The organism is Devosia sp. 1635 (genome assembly GCF_013185955.1).
Lineage (GTDB): Bacteria > Pseudomonadota > Alphaproteobacteria > Rhizobiales > Devosiaceae > Devosia.
Genome location: NZ_JABAOM010000002.1, coordinates 858627 through 875745, shown reverse-complemented (window position 1 = coordinate 875745; position 17119 = coordinate 858627). Strand labels below are relative to the sequence as shown.

15 protein-coding genes are annotated in these 17119 nt (G+C 62.9%); 9 read left to right on the top strand and 6 right to left on the bottom strand.

Going from position 1 to position 17119, the window contains the following annotated elements; genetic code table 11:
• The first annotated feature begins 142 nt into the window (after positions 1-142).
• Positions 143-1294, top strand: a complete 1152-nt coding sequence (gene glf, locus HRU92_RS11070; protein ID WP_349236867.1) for a UDP-galactopyranose mutase — start codon at positions 143-145, stop codon at positions 1292-1294.
• Positions 1295-1366: 72 nt separating this feature from the next.
• Here glf and HRU92_RS11065 read toward each other — a convergent pair whose 3' ends face one another.
• The 3 genes from HRU92_RS11065 to HRU92_RS11055 all read right to left on the bottom strand — a co-directional run bounded on the left by HRU92_RS11065 (position 1367) and on the right by HRU92_RS11055 (position 5234).
• Positions 1367-2800, bottom strand: coding sequence for a phosphomannomutase (locus HRU92_RS11065; protein ID WP_173088146.1), 1434 nt, complete (start codon positions 2798-2800; stop codon positions 1367-1369).
• Positions 2801-2832: 32 nt separating this feature from the next.
• A complete protein-coding gene (locus HRU92_RS11060; protein ID WP_173088144.1) occupies positions 2833-4260 on the bottom strand; it encodes a mannose-1-phosphate guanylyltransferase/mannose-6-phosphate isomerase in 1428 nt (475 codons plus the stop codon).
• 194 nt (positions 4261-4454) lie between these two features.
• Complete coding sequence (locus HRU92_RS11055; protein WP_172124310.1) at positions 4455-5234, bottom strand: metallophosphoesterase family protein; 780 nt, start codon at positions 5232-5234, stop codon at positions 4455-4457.
• 318 nt (positions 5235-5552) lie between these two features.
• Between HRU92_RS11055 and HRU92_RS11050 the strand changes: the two genes are divergently transcribed.
• The 6 genes from HRU92_RS11050 (at position 5553) to HRU92_RS11025 (ending at position 11532) form a co-directional block, all read left to right on the top strand.
• Positions 5553-6341, top strand: a complete 789-nt coding sequence (locus HRU92_RS11050; RefSeq protein ID WP_172124308.1) for a sugar transferase — start codon at positions 5553-5555, stop codon at positions 6339-6341.
• A gap of 219 nt (positions 6342-6560) precedes the next feature.
• Entirely contained in the window at positions 6561-7550 is a 990-nt protein-coding gene (locus HRU92_RS11045; RefSeq protein ID WP_248307120.1) for a sulfate ABC transporter substrate-binding protein, read from the top strand.
• 298 nt (positions 7551-7848) lie between these two features.
• Positions 7849-8775 (top strand): polyprenyl synthetase family protein, encoded by a 927-nt coding sequence (locus HRU92_RS11040; protein WP_172124304.1) that lies wholly within the window; start codon positions 7849-7851, stop codon positions 8773-8775.
• The gene (locus HRU92_RS11035; protein WP_172124302.1) at positions 8772-9728 is read left to right on the top strand and encodes an ABC transporter ATP-binding protein; all 957 of its coding nucleotides are present in this window, start codon (positions 8772-8774) and stop codon (positions 9726-9728) included. The genes HRU92_RS11040 and HRU92_RS11035 overlap by 4 nt, the downstream gene beginning before the upstream one ends.
• Positions 9725-10927, top strand: a complete 1203-nt coding sequence (locus HRU92_RS11030) for an ABC transporter permease (protein ID WP_172124300.1) — start codon at positions 9725-9727, stop codon at positions 10925-10927. Before HRU92_RS11035 ends, HRU92_RS11030 begins: the two co-directional genes overlap by 4 nt.
• A gap of 80 nt (positions 10928-11007) precedes the next feature.
• Entirely contained in the window at positions 11008-11532 is a 525-nt protein-coding gene (locus HRU92_RS11025) for a sterol desaturase family protein (protein ID WP_172124298.1), read from the top strand.
• Here the strand turns inward: HRU92_RS11025 and HRU92_RS11020 are convergent.
• The 3 genes from HRU92_RS11020 to crtY are packed head-to-tail and all read right to left on the bottom strand — an operon-like array spanning position 11529 to position 15123.
• Positions 11529-12452, bottom strand: coding sequence for a phytoene/squalene synthase family protein (locus HRU92_RS11020; RefSeq protein ID WP_172124296.1), 924 nt, complete (start codon positions 12450-12452; stop codon positions 11529-11531). The genes HRU92_RS11025 and HRU92_RS11020 overlap by 4 nt on opposite strands.
• Entirely contained in the window at positions 12449-13945 is a 1497-nt protein-coding gene (locus HRU92_RS11015) for a phytoene desaturase (RefSeq protein WP_172124294.1), read from the bottom strand. The genes HRU92_RS11020 and HRU92_RS11015 overlap by 4 nt, the downstream gene beginning before the upstream one ends.
• Positions 13942-15123 (bottom strand): lycopene beta-cyclase CrtY, encoded by a 1182-nt coding sequence (gene crtY, locus HRU92_RS11010; RefSeq protein ID WP_172124292.1) that lies wholly within the window; start codon positions 15121-15123, stop codon positions 13942-13944. The genes HRU92_RS11015 and crtY overlap by 4 nt, the downstream gene beginning before the upstream one ends.
• A 238-nt stretch (positions 15124-15361) precedes the next feature.
• Here crtY and HRU92_RS11005 point away from each other — a divergent pair, with 238 nt between their 5' ends.
• Both HRU92_RS11005 and HRU92_RS11000 read left to right on the top strand, forming a co-directional pair.
• Positions 15362-15982: an alpha/beta hydrolase gene (locus tag HRU92_RS11005; protein ID WP_172124290.1), complete on the top strand. Its 621-nt coding sequence runs from the start codon at positions 15362-15364 to the stop codon at positions 15980-15982.
• Positions 15983-16078: 96 nt separating this feature from the next.
• A complete protein-coding gene (locus tag HRU92_RS11000; RefSeq protein ID WP_172124288.1) occupies positions 16079-17119 on the top strand; it encodes a DUF3298 domain-containing protein in 1041 nt (346 codons plus the stop codon).

The window sequence follows — 17119 nt, the reverse complement described above, 5'->3', positions numbered from 1 at the left end:
CGACGGTTCTTTACGTTCAGCGCTGTTAGGTCATGCTGGTGCATACACTGCCAGCTCTGGGTCCGGCACATCAGGTCGCCAACCGCGTTCGTGGTGCAGCGTCCTGGCCGGGCTGTCATATTCTCCAACTCTGGATGGCCAAGTGGATCCGACGTCTTTTGATATCCTTGTGGTCGGCGCGGGTTTTTACGGCGCTACCATCGCTGAGCGCGTCGCCAATGTTCTGGGCAAGCGGGTGCTGGTGATCGACCGGCGCGACCATATCGGGGGCAACGCTTATTCCGAGATCAACCCCGAAACCGGGATCGAGGTGCACCGCTATGGCGCCCACCTGTTCCATACGCCCAACAAGCTGGTCTGGGATTATCTGAACGGCTTTACCGCCTTTACCGGCTATCGCCACCGGGTGTTCACCTCGTTCAAGGGACAGGTTTATCCCATGCCGATCAATCTGGCGACGATCTGCCAGTATTTCGGCAAGCAGATGTCACCCGACGAGGCGCGGGCGCTGGTGCGCGAACAATCGGCCGAGCTCGGCGACGCTGCCCCGCGCAATCTCGAGGAAAAGGCGATCTCGCTGATTGGCCGGCCGCTTTATGAGGCGTTCATCCGCGGCTACACCGCCAAGCAATGGCAGACCGATCCCACCTTGCTCCCCGAAAGCATCATCAGCCGATTGCCGGTCCGCTATAATTTCGACAACCGTTATTTCAGCGACAAGTATGAAGGCCTGCCGGTTGACGGCTACACCGCCATCTTCGAGCGCATGCTCGACAATCCCCTGATCGAGATCCAGACCGGGGTCGATTATTTCGCTATCAAGGACACCATCCCCAAGGACAAGCTCGTTGTGTTCACCGGACCGATCGATCGTTACTTCGATTATCGGGCCGGCGAGTTGAGCTGGCGCACCATCGATTTTGAGCCCGAGATCGTGGGTGTCGGTGACTACCAGGGCACGGCAGTGATGAACTATGCCGACGAGGATATCCCCTTTACCCGCATCCTCGAGTTCCGCCATTTCAATCCCGAGCGGAACTACCAGACTGAAAAGAGCTATATCGTGCGCGAATATTCCCGCTTCGCGCGGCACGAGGACGAGCCCTATTATCCCATCGATACGCCCGAGGATAAAAAGGTCTACCAGGCTTATCGCAGCCTCGCTGAAGGTGAAGAGAACGTGATCTTTGGCGGCCGCCTCGGGACGTATCGCTATCTCGACATGCACCAGGCGATCGGTGCGGCGCTCAAGGCCTTCGACACCGAAGTGCAGCCCCGGCTGAGCCGGGCCTAGCTATTGGATCAATCGCCACTGCGTTGTGGTCTTTTCCACCGCAAACGAATGGGGGCAGTGAGACCGGCAGGGTTAGTTCGCATCCGCCGGGCGCACCGCGCGCTCGGCCGCGTCCAGGGCCCAGGACAGAACTGCCCGGGCGCGTTCAGCATGGTCAGCCTCGACGTAGCAACGCATCTCAGGGGCATTGCCTGAGGCGCGGTAATGGATTGTGGATCCGGTGTCCAAACGGAACTGTAGCCCATCTACTGCCGAAAGGCTGGCAACTGCGCCGATCGGCGCAAAGAAGCTCTCAGTAAACTTGGGTTCGTTTTCAAGACGCTGGAGGAACTTGGCGGAGGCAGCCGATGGTACGTTTTCCAGCCGGTCGCTCACCATCGGACGCGTCGGCAGGCCTGCCACTAGGTTCGCCACCGACACCTGCTGGCGCGCCGCCAGGCCCAAGACAGCGAGCAAGGGCAACAGCGCGTCGCGAGTTGGCAGGGCCAATAGGTCAATGCTCCCCGTGGAGCAGTCCGAGCCCAGCAACGTGCCTCCGTTGGCTTCAAAGCCAATGATCCTGCCATAGCCCTGCGCGCGCGCATCATCGATCCCGGCGATCACATAGGGAGAGCCGACTTTGGTGCGCAGGACCGCAGCAAATAGGCCGGTTCTTTCAATTGCCGAATTCGAAGTGACCGGCGTTACGATGGCGTCCGCCTGCAGGAACTGCGCCGTCAGCAAACCGAGCACGTCACCCCGCACAAACGTGCCGTTGCCATCAACCATGAACGGCCGATCGCCATCCCCGTCGGCGGAGATGATGGCATCGAGCCGGTGTTCAGCAATCCAGCCGGGTAGAGGAGCAAAGACGGGATCGTTCGGGGCTTCGGTATCCACCGGCACGAAGTCTCCGCGACGGCCCAGGCGTAGCACGGTTGCTCCACTGTGCTGCAGTGCGGCAACAAGAAGGTCGCGTGCGACGGTTGAATGCTCGAAAACGCCAATCCTGAGCCCGGTAAGACCGGCCATGGGGCGAGGCGAGGTGTAACGGCAGAGGTACAAGTTGGCGGCGGCACTGTCTTGTTCCGGCGGGACACTGGCATCGGCGGCACTTTGGGCCTTGCCCGCCGCTGCAGTGATCCCTTCCTCATCAGCTTTGCTGATTTCCCCGGCGGGCGTATAGAATTTGAGCCCGTTCCGATCAGCCGGGATATGGCTGCCGGTGATCATGATCGAAGCGCTCTGGTTTTGCATGGCATGGAACGCCAGGGCGGGCGTGGGGACGAGGCCACAATCGACGGGAGTCAAACCGGCCGCGCGAATAGCGGCGGCACAATCCTGCAGGATTGCCGGACTGCTCGGCCGGAAGTCCCGAGCAAGGTAGACCCTGCCACTGCAGCTCGCACCGATGCTCGCAAGGTACTCGATGAAGCCGCGCGTGTAGCGTCGCGCGACCTCGCCCTGCAGTTCCACTGCCAGGCCCCGCAATCCGCTGGTGCCAAATCTTACGCTTGAGTTACTCATCCGGAGCGAACACCCTTTCACGCTGCTTGTTGTCAGGTCCGCCCGAAATCGTCTTCGATTCGGATGATGTCATCCTCGCCCAGATAAGAGCCGGTCTGTACTTCGATCAGCTCCAGCAAAATCTTGCCCGGATTGGCCAGGCGGTGGGTTGCCCCCAATGGCAGGTAGATGGACTGATTTTCGGTAATCACCGAAACACGGTCATCCACCGTGACTTCAGCTGTCCCACGCACCACGATCCAATGTTCGGAGCGATGATGGTGGCGCTGGAGCGACAGCTTCTTGCCGGGATGCACGAACAGGCGCTTGACCTGGAAGCGTTCCCCGGACAGCACCGAGGAATAGCCGCCCCACGGACGATAAGCGGTTTTGTGCAACTCGGTCAGGTGCACGGTATCGGCCTGCTGGCGCAACTGCGATACAATAGCGCCGACCTTCTGAGCTTCCGAGAGCTTGCCGACGAAGATGGCGTCTTCGGTGGCGATGACAGCCATGTTCTCGAGGCCTTCAACCGCAATATGGGCCTTTTCGCTGATCACGAGCGAGCCGGTAGTGTTGCTAAATGTTGCGCTGCCTTGGGCGACATTGCCGGCTTCGTCCTTGTCGCTGGCATTCCAGACGGCATCCCAGGAGCCAAGGTCGGACCATTTGTAGTTGACCGGCACAACCGCCGCGCGTGCCGTTTTCTCGAACACGGCATAATCGACGGAAATGTCGGGGGCAGCTTCAAACGCGTCCTTGTTCAACCGGACGAAGTCGAGGTCGGCGCTGGCGCCGCTTACAGCCTGCTGGGCGCTCTCATAGGTTTGTGGCGCATAGGAGCGACAATCTTCAAGAAAGTCGGCCGCGGACATCATGAAGATGCCGGCATTCCACAAGAAGTTGCCTGAGGTCACCATCGCCTCGGCCTTTTCCAGGGGGGGCTTTTCAACGAAGCGAGCGACGCGTTGCACCTCAGGAGAAATAGCCTCGCCGGCTTCAATATAGCCGTAGGCAGCTTGCGGGGCGGTGGGGGTGATGCCGAAGGTCACAAGGTTACCAGCTTGCGCGGCGCCCAATGCTGTGTGGATAGAACGCCAATACCCCTCGTCTGGCACGACGGAGTGATCGGAAGGCAGAACATGCAGCACCACGTCCTCGCCATACTTGCCCTGAGCGAATAAGGCCGCGCTGGCTATGGCCAAGGCGGTGTTGCGCGACATTGGTTCGAGCAGCACGCCGGAGAGGTCCGAGCCAATCTCTAGAGCCTGCTCGGCCACCAGAAAGCGGTACTCATGATTGGTGATCACCAGTGCTGGCAGGTAGAGCGAGTGATCACTGACGCGCTTGAGTGTTTCCTGAAAGAGGCTGACAGGTCCGGTCAGCTGCAGGAACTGCTTGGGGCGAGCGGCACGCGAAAGGGGCCACAGCCTGGTTCCCCGGCCACCTGCCAATACGACTGGAACAATCTGCCTGCTCATTGTTGTCCTCTCACTGACGAGATTCGGGTGCATAGCATCTGAATGTGGAGCGGGCAGCAGCAAATGTACGAAAAAGGGGGCACTGTGTCCTTCCGTCACCGGTTGGTTGGGCTCTTCGGCGGCTGGGAAAGGACGGCAAAGCGCTGGGCCCTTCCGTTACCTTCCCAACTAATTAGCGCCCGGCCAATCCGCACTTAGAGGCCTGTCTGAAGTAGTGCAGGGCGATGGCCCACCACGAGCCGGACGGCGGTTAGGCGGGCGGTGGCGAAGGCTCCGGTGTCGATATTGATGTGGGAGGGTAAGAGGAGGGGAGTTGGGAGCGGAGTGTGGCCATGCACCACGACCTTGCCGAAGGCGGTGTAATCGGTGGCGGCGTCGGGGCGGTACCAGAGCAGGTCATCTTCGCTTTGCTGCTCGAGGGGCAGGCCGGGGCGCAAGCCTGCATGCACGAAGATGGTGGTCGGCGTTTCGATCATGCTGGGGGCGGCTTCGATAAACCGTCGGTGAGCCGGGGGAATGGAGCTTTCCAATATGGCGCGGGCGCCTTTGCCGGACAGGCCGCGAAGCGCACCGGCAGTCAGCCCGTAGGACTGCAGTGTTTGCGTCCCGCCAAGCCCCAGCCAATGGTGCCGCTCGGAAGGGGCGGCCAGGAAATCAAGCATCATGGCTTCGTGGTTGCCGGCCAGGGCCAGCCGCGTGAAGCCATCCGGCGGGGGCGCGAGCAGATGATCGATGACGCCAGCGGAGCGGGGACCGCGATCAACATAGTCTCCCAACATCACGAGCCATTTCTCGCCCGCATATGATGCGGCGTCAGCAAGGATCATGCCTTCCAGTTGCTCGAGCAGATCAAGACAGCCGTGAACATCGCCCACGGCATAGACGACTGCAGGATCAGTTGAAGCGCGCAGCCTTGGCCGCTCCCCTTCGGCGGTGAGTGCAGATCGATCGAGCAGCCGCTGCAGGAACTTCATCTTGTGCACCATCCGCGGCACAGGTGCCGGCGTGGGTCAGGGGCGGTTCGGCTTAGGTGAGCCAGTTCTCTTGTAACACCAGTATTGCAGCAAAGGCTGCCAAGGAGATCGTGCCGACGCCACGATTTGAAATCGGTCAGGACTGTTCATCACATCGTGCCGACGGCGATGTGGTCACCCGCTGGCCCCCATTCAGCAGTGCAAGCGTGCAAGATTAACTGGAACAGCAGAGTCTTGAAGATTCAAGTTGGCTAGGAGTTCTACATACGCAATACTCTGTTTACCACGTGAGCTATCAGGCCTGCCATGAACAATGTCATGCGTCCTCTTGATACCCAGACAGCAAAGTACATTGCCGAACTTTTGCTGGAGGATGCGGGCGCTGAGGGCGCTCTTGTTCAAGTGGTTCCGGAAAACGACAATGAACCGCCCGTGCAAACGGAACATGGAGGCCTGCCGCTGCTCTGGGAAGACGGCTGTCCCGTCGCGGCTGTTCCGAGCTCGTCCCAGTTGCAGATCAAGCGAGTGGTCGATGTAACCCTCGCCCTCGCGGCGCTTGTTGGGCTGGCTCCGCTCTTGCTCCTTGTCGCAGTCCTTGTGGCCGCCACCAGCCCGGGTCCCATCCTGTTCAGGCAGCGGCGCGAAGGGCTGGGTGGGCGCTTGTTCTGGACATTGAAGTTCCGATCCATGCCGGTGGATCGCTGTGACAGGAGCGGGTTGCAGCAAACCAGGCGGAATGATCCGCGGCTCACGCCTTTTGGCGCCTTTATCCGCCGGACCAGCATTGATGAGCTGCCGCAATTGCTCAATGTGCTGTGGGGAGAGATGTCCCTGGTCGGGCCTCGTCCGCATGTGCCGGGCATGTTTGCAGGGGGCATGCCCTACAAGGATCTGGTACCCTATTACGATTGTCGGCTTGCCGTGCGGCCGGGGATCACTGGCTGGGCGCAAGCCAATGGCCTGCGCGGGCCGACGGGTGATGCGGAGGCGGCACGGTCCCGCATCGAGTTCGACTTGGCCTATATGCAGAACTTGTCCGTGTGGCTTGATCTCAGGATACTGGGTCTTACCCTGCGCAACCAGTTTTTGACCGGGTCCGGCCACTAAGCTGTTGGTGAATGGCGGGGGTGCCCTCATCGTGTCGGAACGGTGAGAGCAGTTGGTGTGCGTGCAAGGGCCAGCCAAGGGCAAGAAATTTTACCCGTGCTGCTGCGCGCGCCACGCGATGATCTCGTTTAACTCTACTCTCCTGCTAGAGTATTGCGCGCAACGTCTTCAGGGAGACTCAGATTGAGAACGACAGCCAGACTGCTTGCCTATGGCGCCTTGGGCGCTTCTCTGGTGCTGGGCTTTGCCGTTACGGCGCATGGGCAGGATCGGACCATCATCAATGTCTCGTATGATCCGACGCGTGAGCTGTACCGGCAGTTCAATGAAGCCTTTGTGCGCCATTGGCAGGAAACTACGGGCGAAAACATTGCCGTACAGGTGACCCATGGCGGTTCGGGCTCGCAGGCGCGCACGGTGATCGACGGGCTTGAGGCCGATGTGGTTACCTTGGCCCTCGAGAGCGACATCAATGCCATCGCTGACGGAACCGATCTCATCCCCGACGACTGGCGCGGGCGGTTCGAGAACAACAGCGCACCCTATACGTCCACAATCGTGTTCCTGGTGCGCAAGGGCAATCCGGACGGCATCGTTGATTGGGGTGACCTGATCAAGGAGGGGGTGGAAGTGATTACGCCCAATCCCAAGACTTCGGGCGGCGCCCGCTGGAATCTTCTGGCTGGATGGGCCTGGGCGCGCGCCCAGGAGGGCGGGAGCGACGAAACGGCGAAGGCCTTCATCACCGAACTTTACCAGCATGTGCCGGTGCTCGACACCGGCGCGCGTGGCGCGACCACGACCTTTGTGCAACGCGGCATCGGCGATGTGTTGCTGGCCTGGGAGAACGAGGCCTACCTCGCGATGGAGGAGCTTGGCCCCGATGCGTTCGACATCGTGACCCCCTCCGTTTCGATCCTAGCCGAGCCGCCCGTCGCCCTGGTGGAAGGCAATGTGGACCGCAAGGGGACGCGGGACGTTGCGGAGGCTTATCTGCAATATCTTTATTCAGACGAAGGGCAGGCCATCGCCGCTGCGAACTATTATCGCCCATTCCGCCCCGAGGCTGCGGCTCCCGAGGATGTTGCGCGGTTTGGTGAGGTCAATCTTGTGACTATCGAGGAGTTCGGCGGCTGGCGCGAGGCGCAGCCGGCGTTCTTTGCCGATGGGGGCATCTTCGACCAAATTTACTCAGGCCCTACACAGTAGTTTTGGAGGATCGGCCGGGCAGCCGGCCGATCCCCGCCTTGTTGATCCCTTTTTCGCCCATCCCGAGGTGGTGCGGGTCTATCCATTCGCTTGCGTCACTATGCCCGACTAAGGTATCTCGCGCATAAGCGTCGGGCGAGAAGGCGAAGAGCATGATCAAAGACGGCGGCGTCGGCACGGGAGTGCCCGAGGAATCATTCGTAATTGCCGATCGGCCATCGGCTTACTGCGCCAGCCTCCCAGTAGCCGACAGCCGTAGCCTTGTCGCAGTGGGCCCGCGGGCCAAGCGGGAGCAAGCATGAGCGCGGCCGGGAACAGCCACAGCATGCCGCTCCCTGATCAGCAACTCGCAGGGATGCTTTCCGCACGGGACGCAATCGAGGGTCGGCTGGAGCAGTTGCTTGCCAGTCCAACAGGTGTGCCGCCCAATTTGAGCGCGGCGTTGCGTCATGCGCTGCTTGCCCCCAGCAAACGCATCCGGCCCTTGCTGGTTTATCATGTGGTGGAGCCCCAGGACGCGCAGATTGCCGGCGCGCTCGACCTGGGGTGCGCGGTGGAGATGGTCCACACCGCCTCGCTCATTCTGGATGATTTGCCCTGCATGGACGATGCGGTGATGCGCCGGCAACGCCCGACAACGCATATGGCGTTTGGGCAGGCGACCGCCATTCTGGCGGCTATTGCCCTTTTGAGCCAGGCCTTTGGGATATTGGCGGCGCTTGCCGGCGTTGACGATGCCACCAAGACCCGGCTTGCGGCGGAGTTGTCGGCGGCGGTAGGCTGGACCGGCTTGGTGGCGGGCCAGGAGCTCGACGTCAATGAGCGCGCCAGTATTGTTGCCGTCGATGGAATCGAGCAGCTGAATTGGCTCAAGACAGGCGTGTTGTTTGTCGCAGCCGCGCGGATGGGCGCCATGCTGCGCGGCCTGCCCGACAAGGAGGTTGAGGCGGTTGGCTTGTTTGCTTCCCATTTGGGACTGGCGTTTCAAACTGCCGATGACCTGCTCGACAGCAATGCGACGGCCGACGAGGCAGGCAAGGATGTCGGCAAGGATGGCAACAAGACCACGCTCGTGACCTTGTTTGGCGAACAGGCGGCGCTTCTCAGCTATCGCGAGCATTTGGACAAGGCGGAAGCTGCGCTGTTGCAGACTCGGATCAATGCCCGACCTTTGATGGCCATGATCGCCCGCCTGTTTGAACGACGCGAGACCCCGACGCCGTGATCTCGCAGCCAGCGGCACTACAAGTCCAGGCGCTGCGCATCAGCTATGGCAAAAGACAGGTCCTTAACGGGGTCGACCTCGTGGTGAACGCGGGCGAGATCTTCGGCTTGCTTGGGCCCAATGGCGCAGGCAAGACGACGTTGATCCGGTCGATCTGCGGGCGCTGCAAACCCGATGCGGGGCAGATCTCCATCGCCGGCAAAGTGGGCCGGAGCAGGGATGTGCGCCGCCAGATCGGCCTCGTGCCGCAGGAGATCGCGCTTTATCCCCATCTCACGGCGCGCGAAAACCTGCTGGTATTCGGGCGCTTGATGGGGCTTTCGGCCGCCGAGGCGAAGGCCGCTGTGGTCTGGGCGAGTGCTGCCACCCATATCGAGGCGCGACTGGCCGATCAGGTGGGGATCCTGTCAGGTGGCTGGAAGCGCCGCGTCAATATCGCGGCGGCTATTCTGCATCGCCCGGCGCTGCTGATCCTCGATGAGCCCACCGTCGGGGTCGATGTGGAAGCGCGTAACCATCTGCACGAAGTGATTGCCGAATTGGCGGGTGCGGGCATGGGAGTGCTGCTGGCGACCCACGATCTCGATCAGGCCGAAACCATTTGTTCCCGGGTGGGCTTTTTGCGCGGCGGAGTGATCGGGCCGCAGGGCGCGCCACGGGCCCTCGTGGATGAGGTGTTTCAAGGGCGCCAACAGATCATTGTCGAGTTGCGGCGCGCCCCAACACCAGAGCAGATCGACTTCCTCAATCAGCGTGGGTTTGAGCCGGTGCAGGCAGCGATGATCTGGTCGCGCATGAGCGGGGCGACGCCGATACCGGCTGCAGACCTGGCGAAATGGCTGGCCAATGCCGGCGTCGAAACGCGTGAATTGCGGCTGCGGGAGCCAGGGTTGGACAGTCTTTTTCTCCACCTGTCGCGGCAAGGGCAAGCAGTGCCGGGGGCAGCCGCGTGATCCTGGCCATGCTGCGCGTCATGGTGCTCAGTCTTGTGCGCGATCGCGGTGCGCTGGCGATGGCATTTGTGCTGCCGCCGATGATCTTTGTGATCTTTGCCGCAATTTTTGCAGGGACCGGGGGGGAGGAAATGCGCCTCCAGGTAGGGTTCGGGGTGGCTGATGCTGCGTCCGTCGATCCCCGGTTCGAGGCGGCGTTACGTGAAATCCCCGCGCTTCGGGTGCTGGAGGGCAGCATTGGCTCGGAAGCCGAGATGCAGGCATTGGTGCAGGCAGGCCGCGCCGATGTGGGACTGTTTCTGCGTGATGGGCTGGCGCGCACCGATGCCGCACCAGTCGTGATCTTTGCCGACCCCGCCAAGAGCATGGCCCCGGCCATATTGATGGGCCATGTGCAGCGCATCCTGGCCCAGGATCTGCCCGATGTCGCGGTGTCGAGAACGGCACCCCTGGTGGGTGAGCTCGTGGGCGGCTTTTCACCAGAACAATCCCAGCGTCTTACCGCGGCTCTCAACGCGCTGGCCGCCGCGCCGGCGGAGGGCGGTGCGAGCGCCGAGCTCAGCGAGATCCATACGGTGGGTGAGGCCAGCGATGGCAGCGCCGCCGTCACCTATTATGCGGGTGCCGTCGCGATCCTGTTTCTGCTGTTTTCGGCCATGCAAGGGGCTGCGACGCTGATCGAGGAGCGCAATTCGGGCATTGTCGACCGGCTGGCGGTGGGACCGGCGGGGACCGATGTCGTCGTGATCGGCAAGTTCCTGTTCCTGATCGGGCAGGGCGTGGTGCAGGCCGGCTTGATCTTCGCGCTCGCCATCCTGCTCTACCAGGTGCCGGTGTTGCAGCATTGGTGGCCATGGTTGCTGACCACTGTTGCCGCGGCCGTGGCTGCGGCGGGGCTGGGGCTGGCCGTGGCGGCATTTTGCACCAGCAAGCAGCAGGCCCAGACCATCGCGACCTTCCTCGTGCTGGTGTGTTCGGCGGTGGGTGGCTCGATGGTGCCTCGGTTCATGATGCCGCCCTGGCTGCAGGAACTGGGCTGGTTCACCCCCAATGCCTGGGCCATCGAGGCGTATCAGGGTGCGATGTGGCGGGGCGATGCGCTGGCGGCGCTGGCGCCGAGCCTCCTCGTGCTGGTTGGCATCGGGCTCGTCGGCATGGTGCTAGCCGTCGGGATTTCCCGCCTGCGGTTGCGGTTTTAGACCTGCGACTTCGATGCCCTCACTTCAGCCGCGTTCTTGGCTATGCTAAGTTCCCGACAGGCGCCTGATCGAGTTTGAACATGGACACTCTTCTCCACTATCTTGTGCCGACCGTGCTGGTGGTGGGTACCACCGCCTTCATGGAGTGGTTCGCATCCTGGTCGCATGAGCACATCATGCATGGCTGGGGTTGGGGCTGGCACCAGTCGCACCACGAGCCGCACGACGACGCGCTGGAAAAGAACGATCTCTTTGCGGTCGTGTTTGCGGGCTTTGCCATCGCCTTGTTCGCGCTGGGGGCCTTTGTGTGGTGGCCACTGACCTGGATTGCGCTGGGCATCACCATCTACGGCGCCTTGTACTTTTTCATGCATGACGGGCTGGTGCACCAGCGCTGGCCGTTCAAGCATGTGCCCCGCAAAGGCTATCTGAAGCGGGTCTACCAGGCCCATCGCCTTCACCATGCCGTGCAGGGCAAGGACGGATGTGTTTCATTCGGCTTTGTTTATGCCGAACCGGTCGACAAGCTGGTCAAGAAGCTCAACACGGGGCGCCGGCCATTCGATGCCGAGGCGCTCAAGGACGAAGAACGTCCCACCGCCTAAGGCCGCTGCCAAAGTCCGTCGCGATCGGCCTGGGGCCGGGGCAGGCGGGAGGCGGCCACATCGGCGAGGCTCGCGAGAACCAAAAGGGTTTTGCGCGTGCCCGAGGTCGAGACCCGGGCGTCCCAAGCCTGGGGGCCGCCCTGGCGCAATTGCGTGCCAATGGCGCGATAAACCCGGCGCGCCGCAGCAATGGCCCAGGCCGAACGGGGCGGCAGCGCCGCCATCCCCGAGCCCGCGGAAACATAATAGCGCTCGGCCAGGTCCAGCAGTTCGAGCGCGGCACGATGCAGGGCAGGGCGCTGTTCGGCATTGTCGGGCTCGATGGCCGTGATGCCATGGCGGGCGAGCAGGTCGGCGGGCAGGTAAACCCGGCCCGCGCGGGCATCTTCAACCACGTCGCGGGCAATATTGGTGAGCTGGAAGGCGATGCCGAGGTCCGAGGCACGATCCAGCACGCGGCTGTCGCGGGCGCCCATTATCATGGCCATCATCACGCCAACCACGCCAGCCACGTGGTAGCAATAATCGAGGGTGTCGTTGATGTTGGCGTAATGGCGCTCGGCGGTATCCATGGCGAAGCCGGCCAGCAGTTCATGAGGGTGGCGCGCCGGGATTTGGTTGCGCTCGACGACGCGGCGCAGGGCCTCAAAGATTGAGTTGTTTCCTGTTTCGCCACGCAGCGCCGCGGCGGTCTGCTCCTGCAACTGGCGGAGCCGCTCGGCTTGACCGCGCCGGAATTCGGGATCCTGCGCATGGCCCAGGGTTTGCCCGTCGATCACGTCATCGCAGTGGCGGCACCATGCATAGAGCATGACCGCGTCGCCGCGGGTTTGCCGGTCAAACAGGCGCGCGGCGGCGGCAAAGCTCTTGGAGCCCTGGGCAATGGCGGTTTCGCTTTGGGCAATGACGGCGTCGCTCATGGGGCGGCATCCGCAATCATCAGGCCCGCGGTCGCCTTGGCCGAACCGACCACGCCGGGAATTCCGGCGCCGGGATGGGTGCCGGCGCCCACGATATAGAGATTGGCGAAGTTGTCATCGCGGTTGTGGGGCCGGAACCAGGCGCTCTGGGTCAGGATCGGCTCCACGGAGAAGGCGGAGCCGAGATGGGCATTGAGTTCGTCGCGGAAGTCAAAGGGGGTGAAGTGCCGGACCGTCACCAGATCCTTGAGCAGATCGGGGATATAGTGATCGTTGAGATATTGGAGGATGCGGTCGCGATAGATCGGTCCCTGCACGTCCCAGTCGATGTCGGCGGTGCCCAGATGGGGCACGGGCGAGAGCACGTAATAGGCGCTGGAGCCGGCCGGGGCGAGGCTGGGGTCGGTGACGGAGGGGGCATGCAGGTAAAGCGAGAAATCATCGGCGAGGCCATCGGCCCCGAAGATCTCCGAAATGAGCTCGCGATAGCGCGGCCCGAACAGGACCATGTGGTGGCGCAGTTCGGGATGCTCGGTCTTGAGGCCGAAATAGATCACAAAGAGCGACATGGAGAAGCGCTTCTTTTCCAGCGCCTTGGCCCGGGCCGGGCCGCGCTGGGTGGCGCGCAGCATGTGCTTATAGGTGTGCACCACATCGGCATTGGAGGCCACCATGCCGAAGCGCTGGGTGGTGCCATCGGCCAGCGATACGCCGGTGACGCGGTCGCCCTCGGCTTCGATGCGGTCGATGGCCGCGTTGAGATGGACCTTGCCACCCAGATCCTCGAAGAGGCGCACCATGCCCGCGATCAAGGCGCCGGTGCCACCCTGGGCAAACCAGACCCCGCCCTTGCGCTCGAGCGCGTGGATCAGGGCGTAGATGGACGAGGTCTCGAAGGGATTGCCGCCAACCAGGAGCGAATGGAAGCTGAAGGCCTGGCGCAGCTGGTCGTCCTTGATGAACTGGGCGACCTTGGAATAAACGCTGCGGTGACTTTCGAGGCGCACCAGCTGGGGCGCGGCCTTGATCATCGACCAGAAGTTGAGGAACGGCACGGTGCCCAGCTTCTCGTAGCCTTCACGATACAGGTCTTCGGAATAGCGCAGGAAGCGATGGTAGCCGGCCACATCCTCGGGTGACTTGGCGGCGATCTGGCGATCGATATCGGCCTGATCATTGGCGTAGTCGAAGCGGTAGCCGTCTTCCCAGCAGAGCTGATAGAAGGGCGTTACGGGCAGGAGCGTCACATAGTCCGAAAGCTTGCGCCCGCTGAGCGCCCATAGCTGCTCAAGGCAATCGGGATCGGTGATGACGGTGGGGCCGGCATCGAAGGTGAAGCCATCGTCGGTATAGACATAGGCGCGGCCACCCGGCTTGTCGCGCTTTTCATAGAGGGTCGTGGCAATGCCGGCGCTTTGCAGGCGAATGGCAAGGGCCAGCCCGCCAAAGCCAGCTCCGATCACTGCCGCGGTTTGATTGGGCTTGGTGCTCACGAGGGCTCCTGGGACAAGAAGGGCGCTTCCCGCAGACAGGGCAGGGCGCGATGAATGGGGACGGGCGGCTTGCCCATCAGGATGCGCGCCATGTCGGCCGGCGTGGTCTGGCCGGCATAGAAGCGCTCGATCAGCGGTTCGCCAAGGCGATAGAACCGCTGCAGGACGAGGTGGCGGCGCTCGGGCCGGGCGGCGCGAAACAGCATGCGGTTGAGCAGGCGATAGAATTTTTGCGCACGGGCGCGCGCAATGGCGTGGGCGCGGATGCGTGCCGCGAGTTCGGGGCTGGCGGAGGGCCAGGTGTCGGCCACAAGATTGGCAACGCGCACCGCTTCGGGGAGGCTATAGCCGGTGGTGGGATGAAAGAGCGCGGCCCGCATGCCGGCCTGGGGGATGTCGCGCGGACGATCGGCCCAGAATTGCTCGGCATCATAGGCGAGCGCGATCGGCAGGACGCCATGTTCCTCGCGCACCACTGAGGCGATGGTCCAGCCCTGCGCCTGCGCGTAAGCGGCTATGTCGCGGGCAAGTTCGGCGCGGTCGAGATTTCCGCCATCCGAATAGCGGGTGTCCTCGATGAGGATGCGGGTGGGCGAAAAGGGGAGGAGATAGACAAAGCGGTAGCCGTCGCGTTGGTCGACGGAGGCATCCATGATCACGGGATAGGTGATCCCATGCGGCTCGGTGGTTTCAACTTCCTGGCCGACGAATTTCTGAAAACCCAGCGCGAGCGCGGGGCTGGGCGTAAAGCCGCTGGTGTCGATGACGCATTGGGCCCGCAGCTCTTCGCCGCTGGCGAGGATCACCCCATCCGGGCGCAGATCGGCGACGGGGGCGGCGCTGCGGATCGTCAGATGGGGAAGAGCTTGCATGGCTGCAGCCACTGAGGCCGAGGACAGGCTCGCATAGCCGGAGCGGAGATCGCGTGAAAAGGCCTGGAAGCGGACGGACTGGCCGGCCCAGCGATGGGCGATGAGCGGGGACAGCCAATGCAGGTCGGCCGGAGTAACATCGCCGGTATGGAACGACCATGTATGCTCGCCAAAGGGCTGGCCACTGGCTTCGAGCATGAGGATGGGCGGGGGATTGGGCGTGTTGGCGAGCCGTTGCGCAAGCAAGGCGCTGGCCAGTCCCGCACCAACGAGAATCAGCGGATCGGTGGTGGTGCCTTGCTGCATGAAGAAGGTGGGGTCCGCTCGGTGTTGGGGGCGGACAATAGGGGATTGGCGGGCAAAGTCATCAAGCTTCGTTGCAGCGGCGCTAACATCTTCGAGCGCGAAGGCGCCAGGAGGCAGAGCGCCGGGATCGAGCCCATCGTTGCCGCTGGGGCAACAGAGTGTAGCGCCATCGCGCTGTTGCGCCGCCGCGGGTGGGTGACCGATATTCCTGGCCAAGACAAGCCCAAGGAGTGTGGCCATGGCTATCGAACATTATCGGGATGCGCCGGGTGCGGGAGCGGAGGCGCCGCTCTTTGTGCTGTTTCATGGCACAGGCGGGGACGAGAACCAGTTCTTCGGGCTTGGGAGCCAGTTGCTGCCGGGTGCGCGGGTGGTCACGCCGCGGGGGGACGTCAGCGAAGGCGGGGCGCTGCGGTTTTTCCGCCGCACGGGCGAGGGCGTTTATGACATGGACGATCTTTGGGCGCGGGTGGCTGAGATGGCCGCGTTCATCGAGGCGCGACGGGCGGAAAGCCAGCCGAGCAAGCTCGTGGGGCTGGGTTATTCCAATGGCGCCAATATCCTCGCGGCGCTGCAGTTTGTCCGGCCCGACCTGTTTGATGCCAGCGTGCTGATGCACCCGCTGATCCCGTTTGCGCCGGAACCGAACCCCGGTTTGGCGGGTCGGCAGGTGTTGCTGACGGCGGGCCGGCGCGACCCGATGGTGCCAGCCGGGGCGACCGAGGCGCTCGAGCAGTATTTCGCCGGGCAGGGCGCGCAGACCCGCCTCTTCTGGCACGAAGGCGGCCACGAGTTGCGGCAGGAAGAACTGCTGGAAGCCCGGGATTTTCTCAGCTCCTTTGCCTCAGGCCAGGCCTGAGCGCAGCCCCGAGCCGGGCAATTAAGCTTGTCGACCGCGCGGGATTTGCCGGACCGGATTGCCGTGCTAGCACATGAGCATCCGGGGAGGACTTCGATGAGCCGTATCGTTCTTGCAGCCGTGACCATCGCCATGCTGGCTGTGCCGGCATCAGCCGCGAGCTTTGATTGCAGCAAGGCGAGCACGCCATTCGAGCGCGCCATTTGCGAGAACCCCGAGCTGTCGCGCGCCGATGAGACCCTCGCCAAGAGCTTTGCCACGGCGACCGGCGGGCTGACCACCCAAGCGACGGATGCCCTGCGAGCCGACCAACGAAGCTGGCTCGACTTTGCCCAGCGCGCCTGCACCGATGATGCGCAGCCCCTGACCACGGGCAGCTATGACGAAGAAGGGGTCGCGTGCCTGCGCACCTTGTTCGAGAACCGGGGCAAGGTGCTGGAAGGCAGCCGCATGCTGGGTGGCAAGCGGTTCTACCCGACGAGCAACTACGCGGTGCTGCCCGATCCGGAAGCGGCCGGTGATCCGGATTCCTTTTGGAAAGTGGCCACCCATTCGCTGGCCCTGCCCTTGCTGGACAGCGACGATCCGCTAGCCGAGGGGTTCAATGAGTTCGTGGTCGCGCAAGCCAATGAGCTGACGCCGCTGCGCACGCTGGCAAGCGAGGGGGAAGCCGAGGCGCTGGAAACCAGCAGCGACAGCGATGTCGCCATAACCGTGCAGGAGGTCACGCCCAGCCGGATCAGCCTTGATGTGTCGACATTCTGGTATGGGCATGGCGCGGCACACGGCAATTGGGCGACCGCCTATCTGCATTACTATGTTCCCGAGAACCGCGCGCTGGAGGCGAGCGACCTGTTCACGGGTGAGGGCTGGCAGGCCAAGCTGCTCAACCTGGTCTGGCAGCAGCTGCAACAAGAGCATGGCGAAGACCTGCAGCTCGAGGGGCCGCAGGATCTGGCCGAGGTGGTGATCGATCCCACACGGTGGAGCTTTGAGAATGATCGCGGGCTCACCGTGCAGTTCGAGCCCTATGAAGTGGCCGCTTACGCCTATGGCGCGCCGACGGTGACGATTGGCTGGGACAAGCTTGAGGACCTGCTCGGCCCCAATGCCAATGCGGTGCGCTACGGCTCCTGA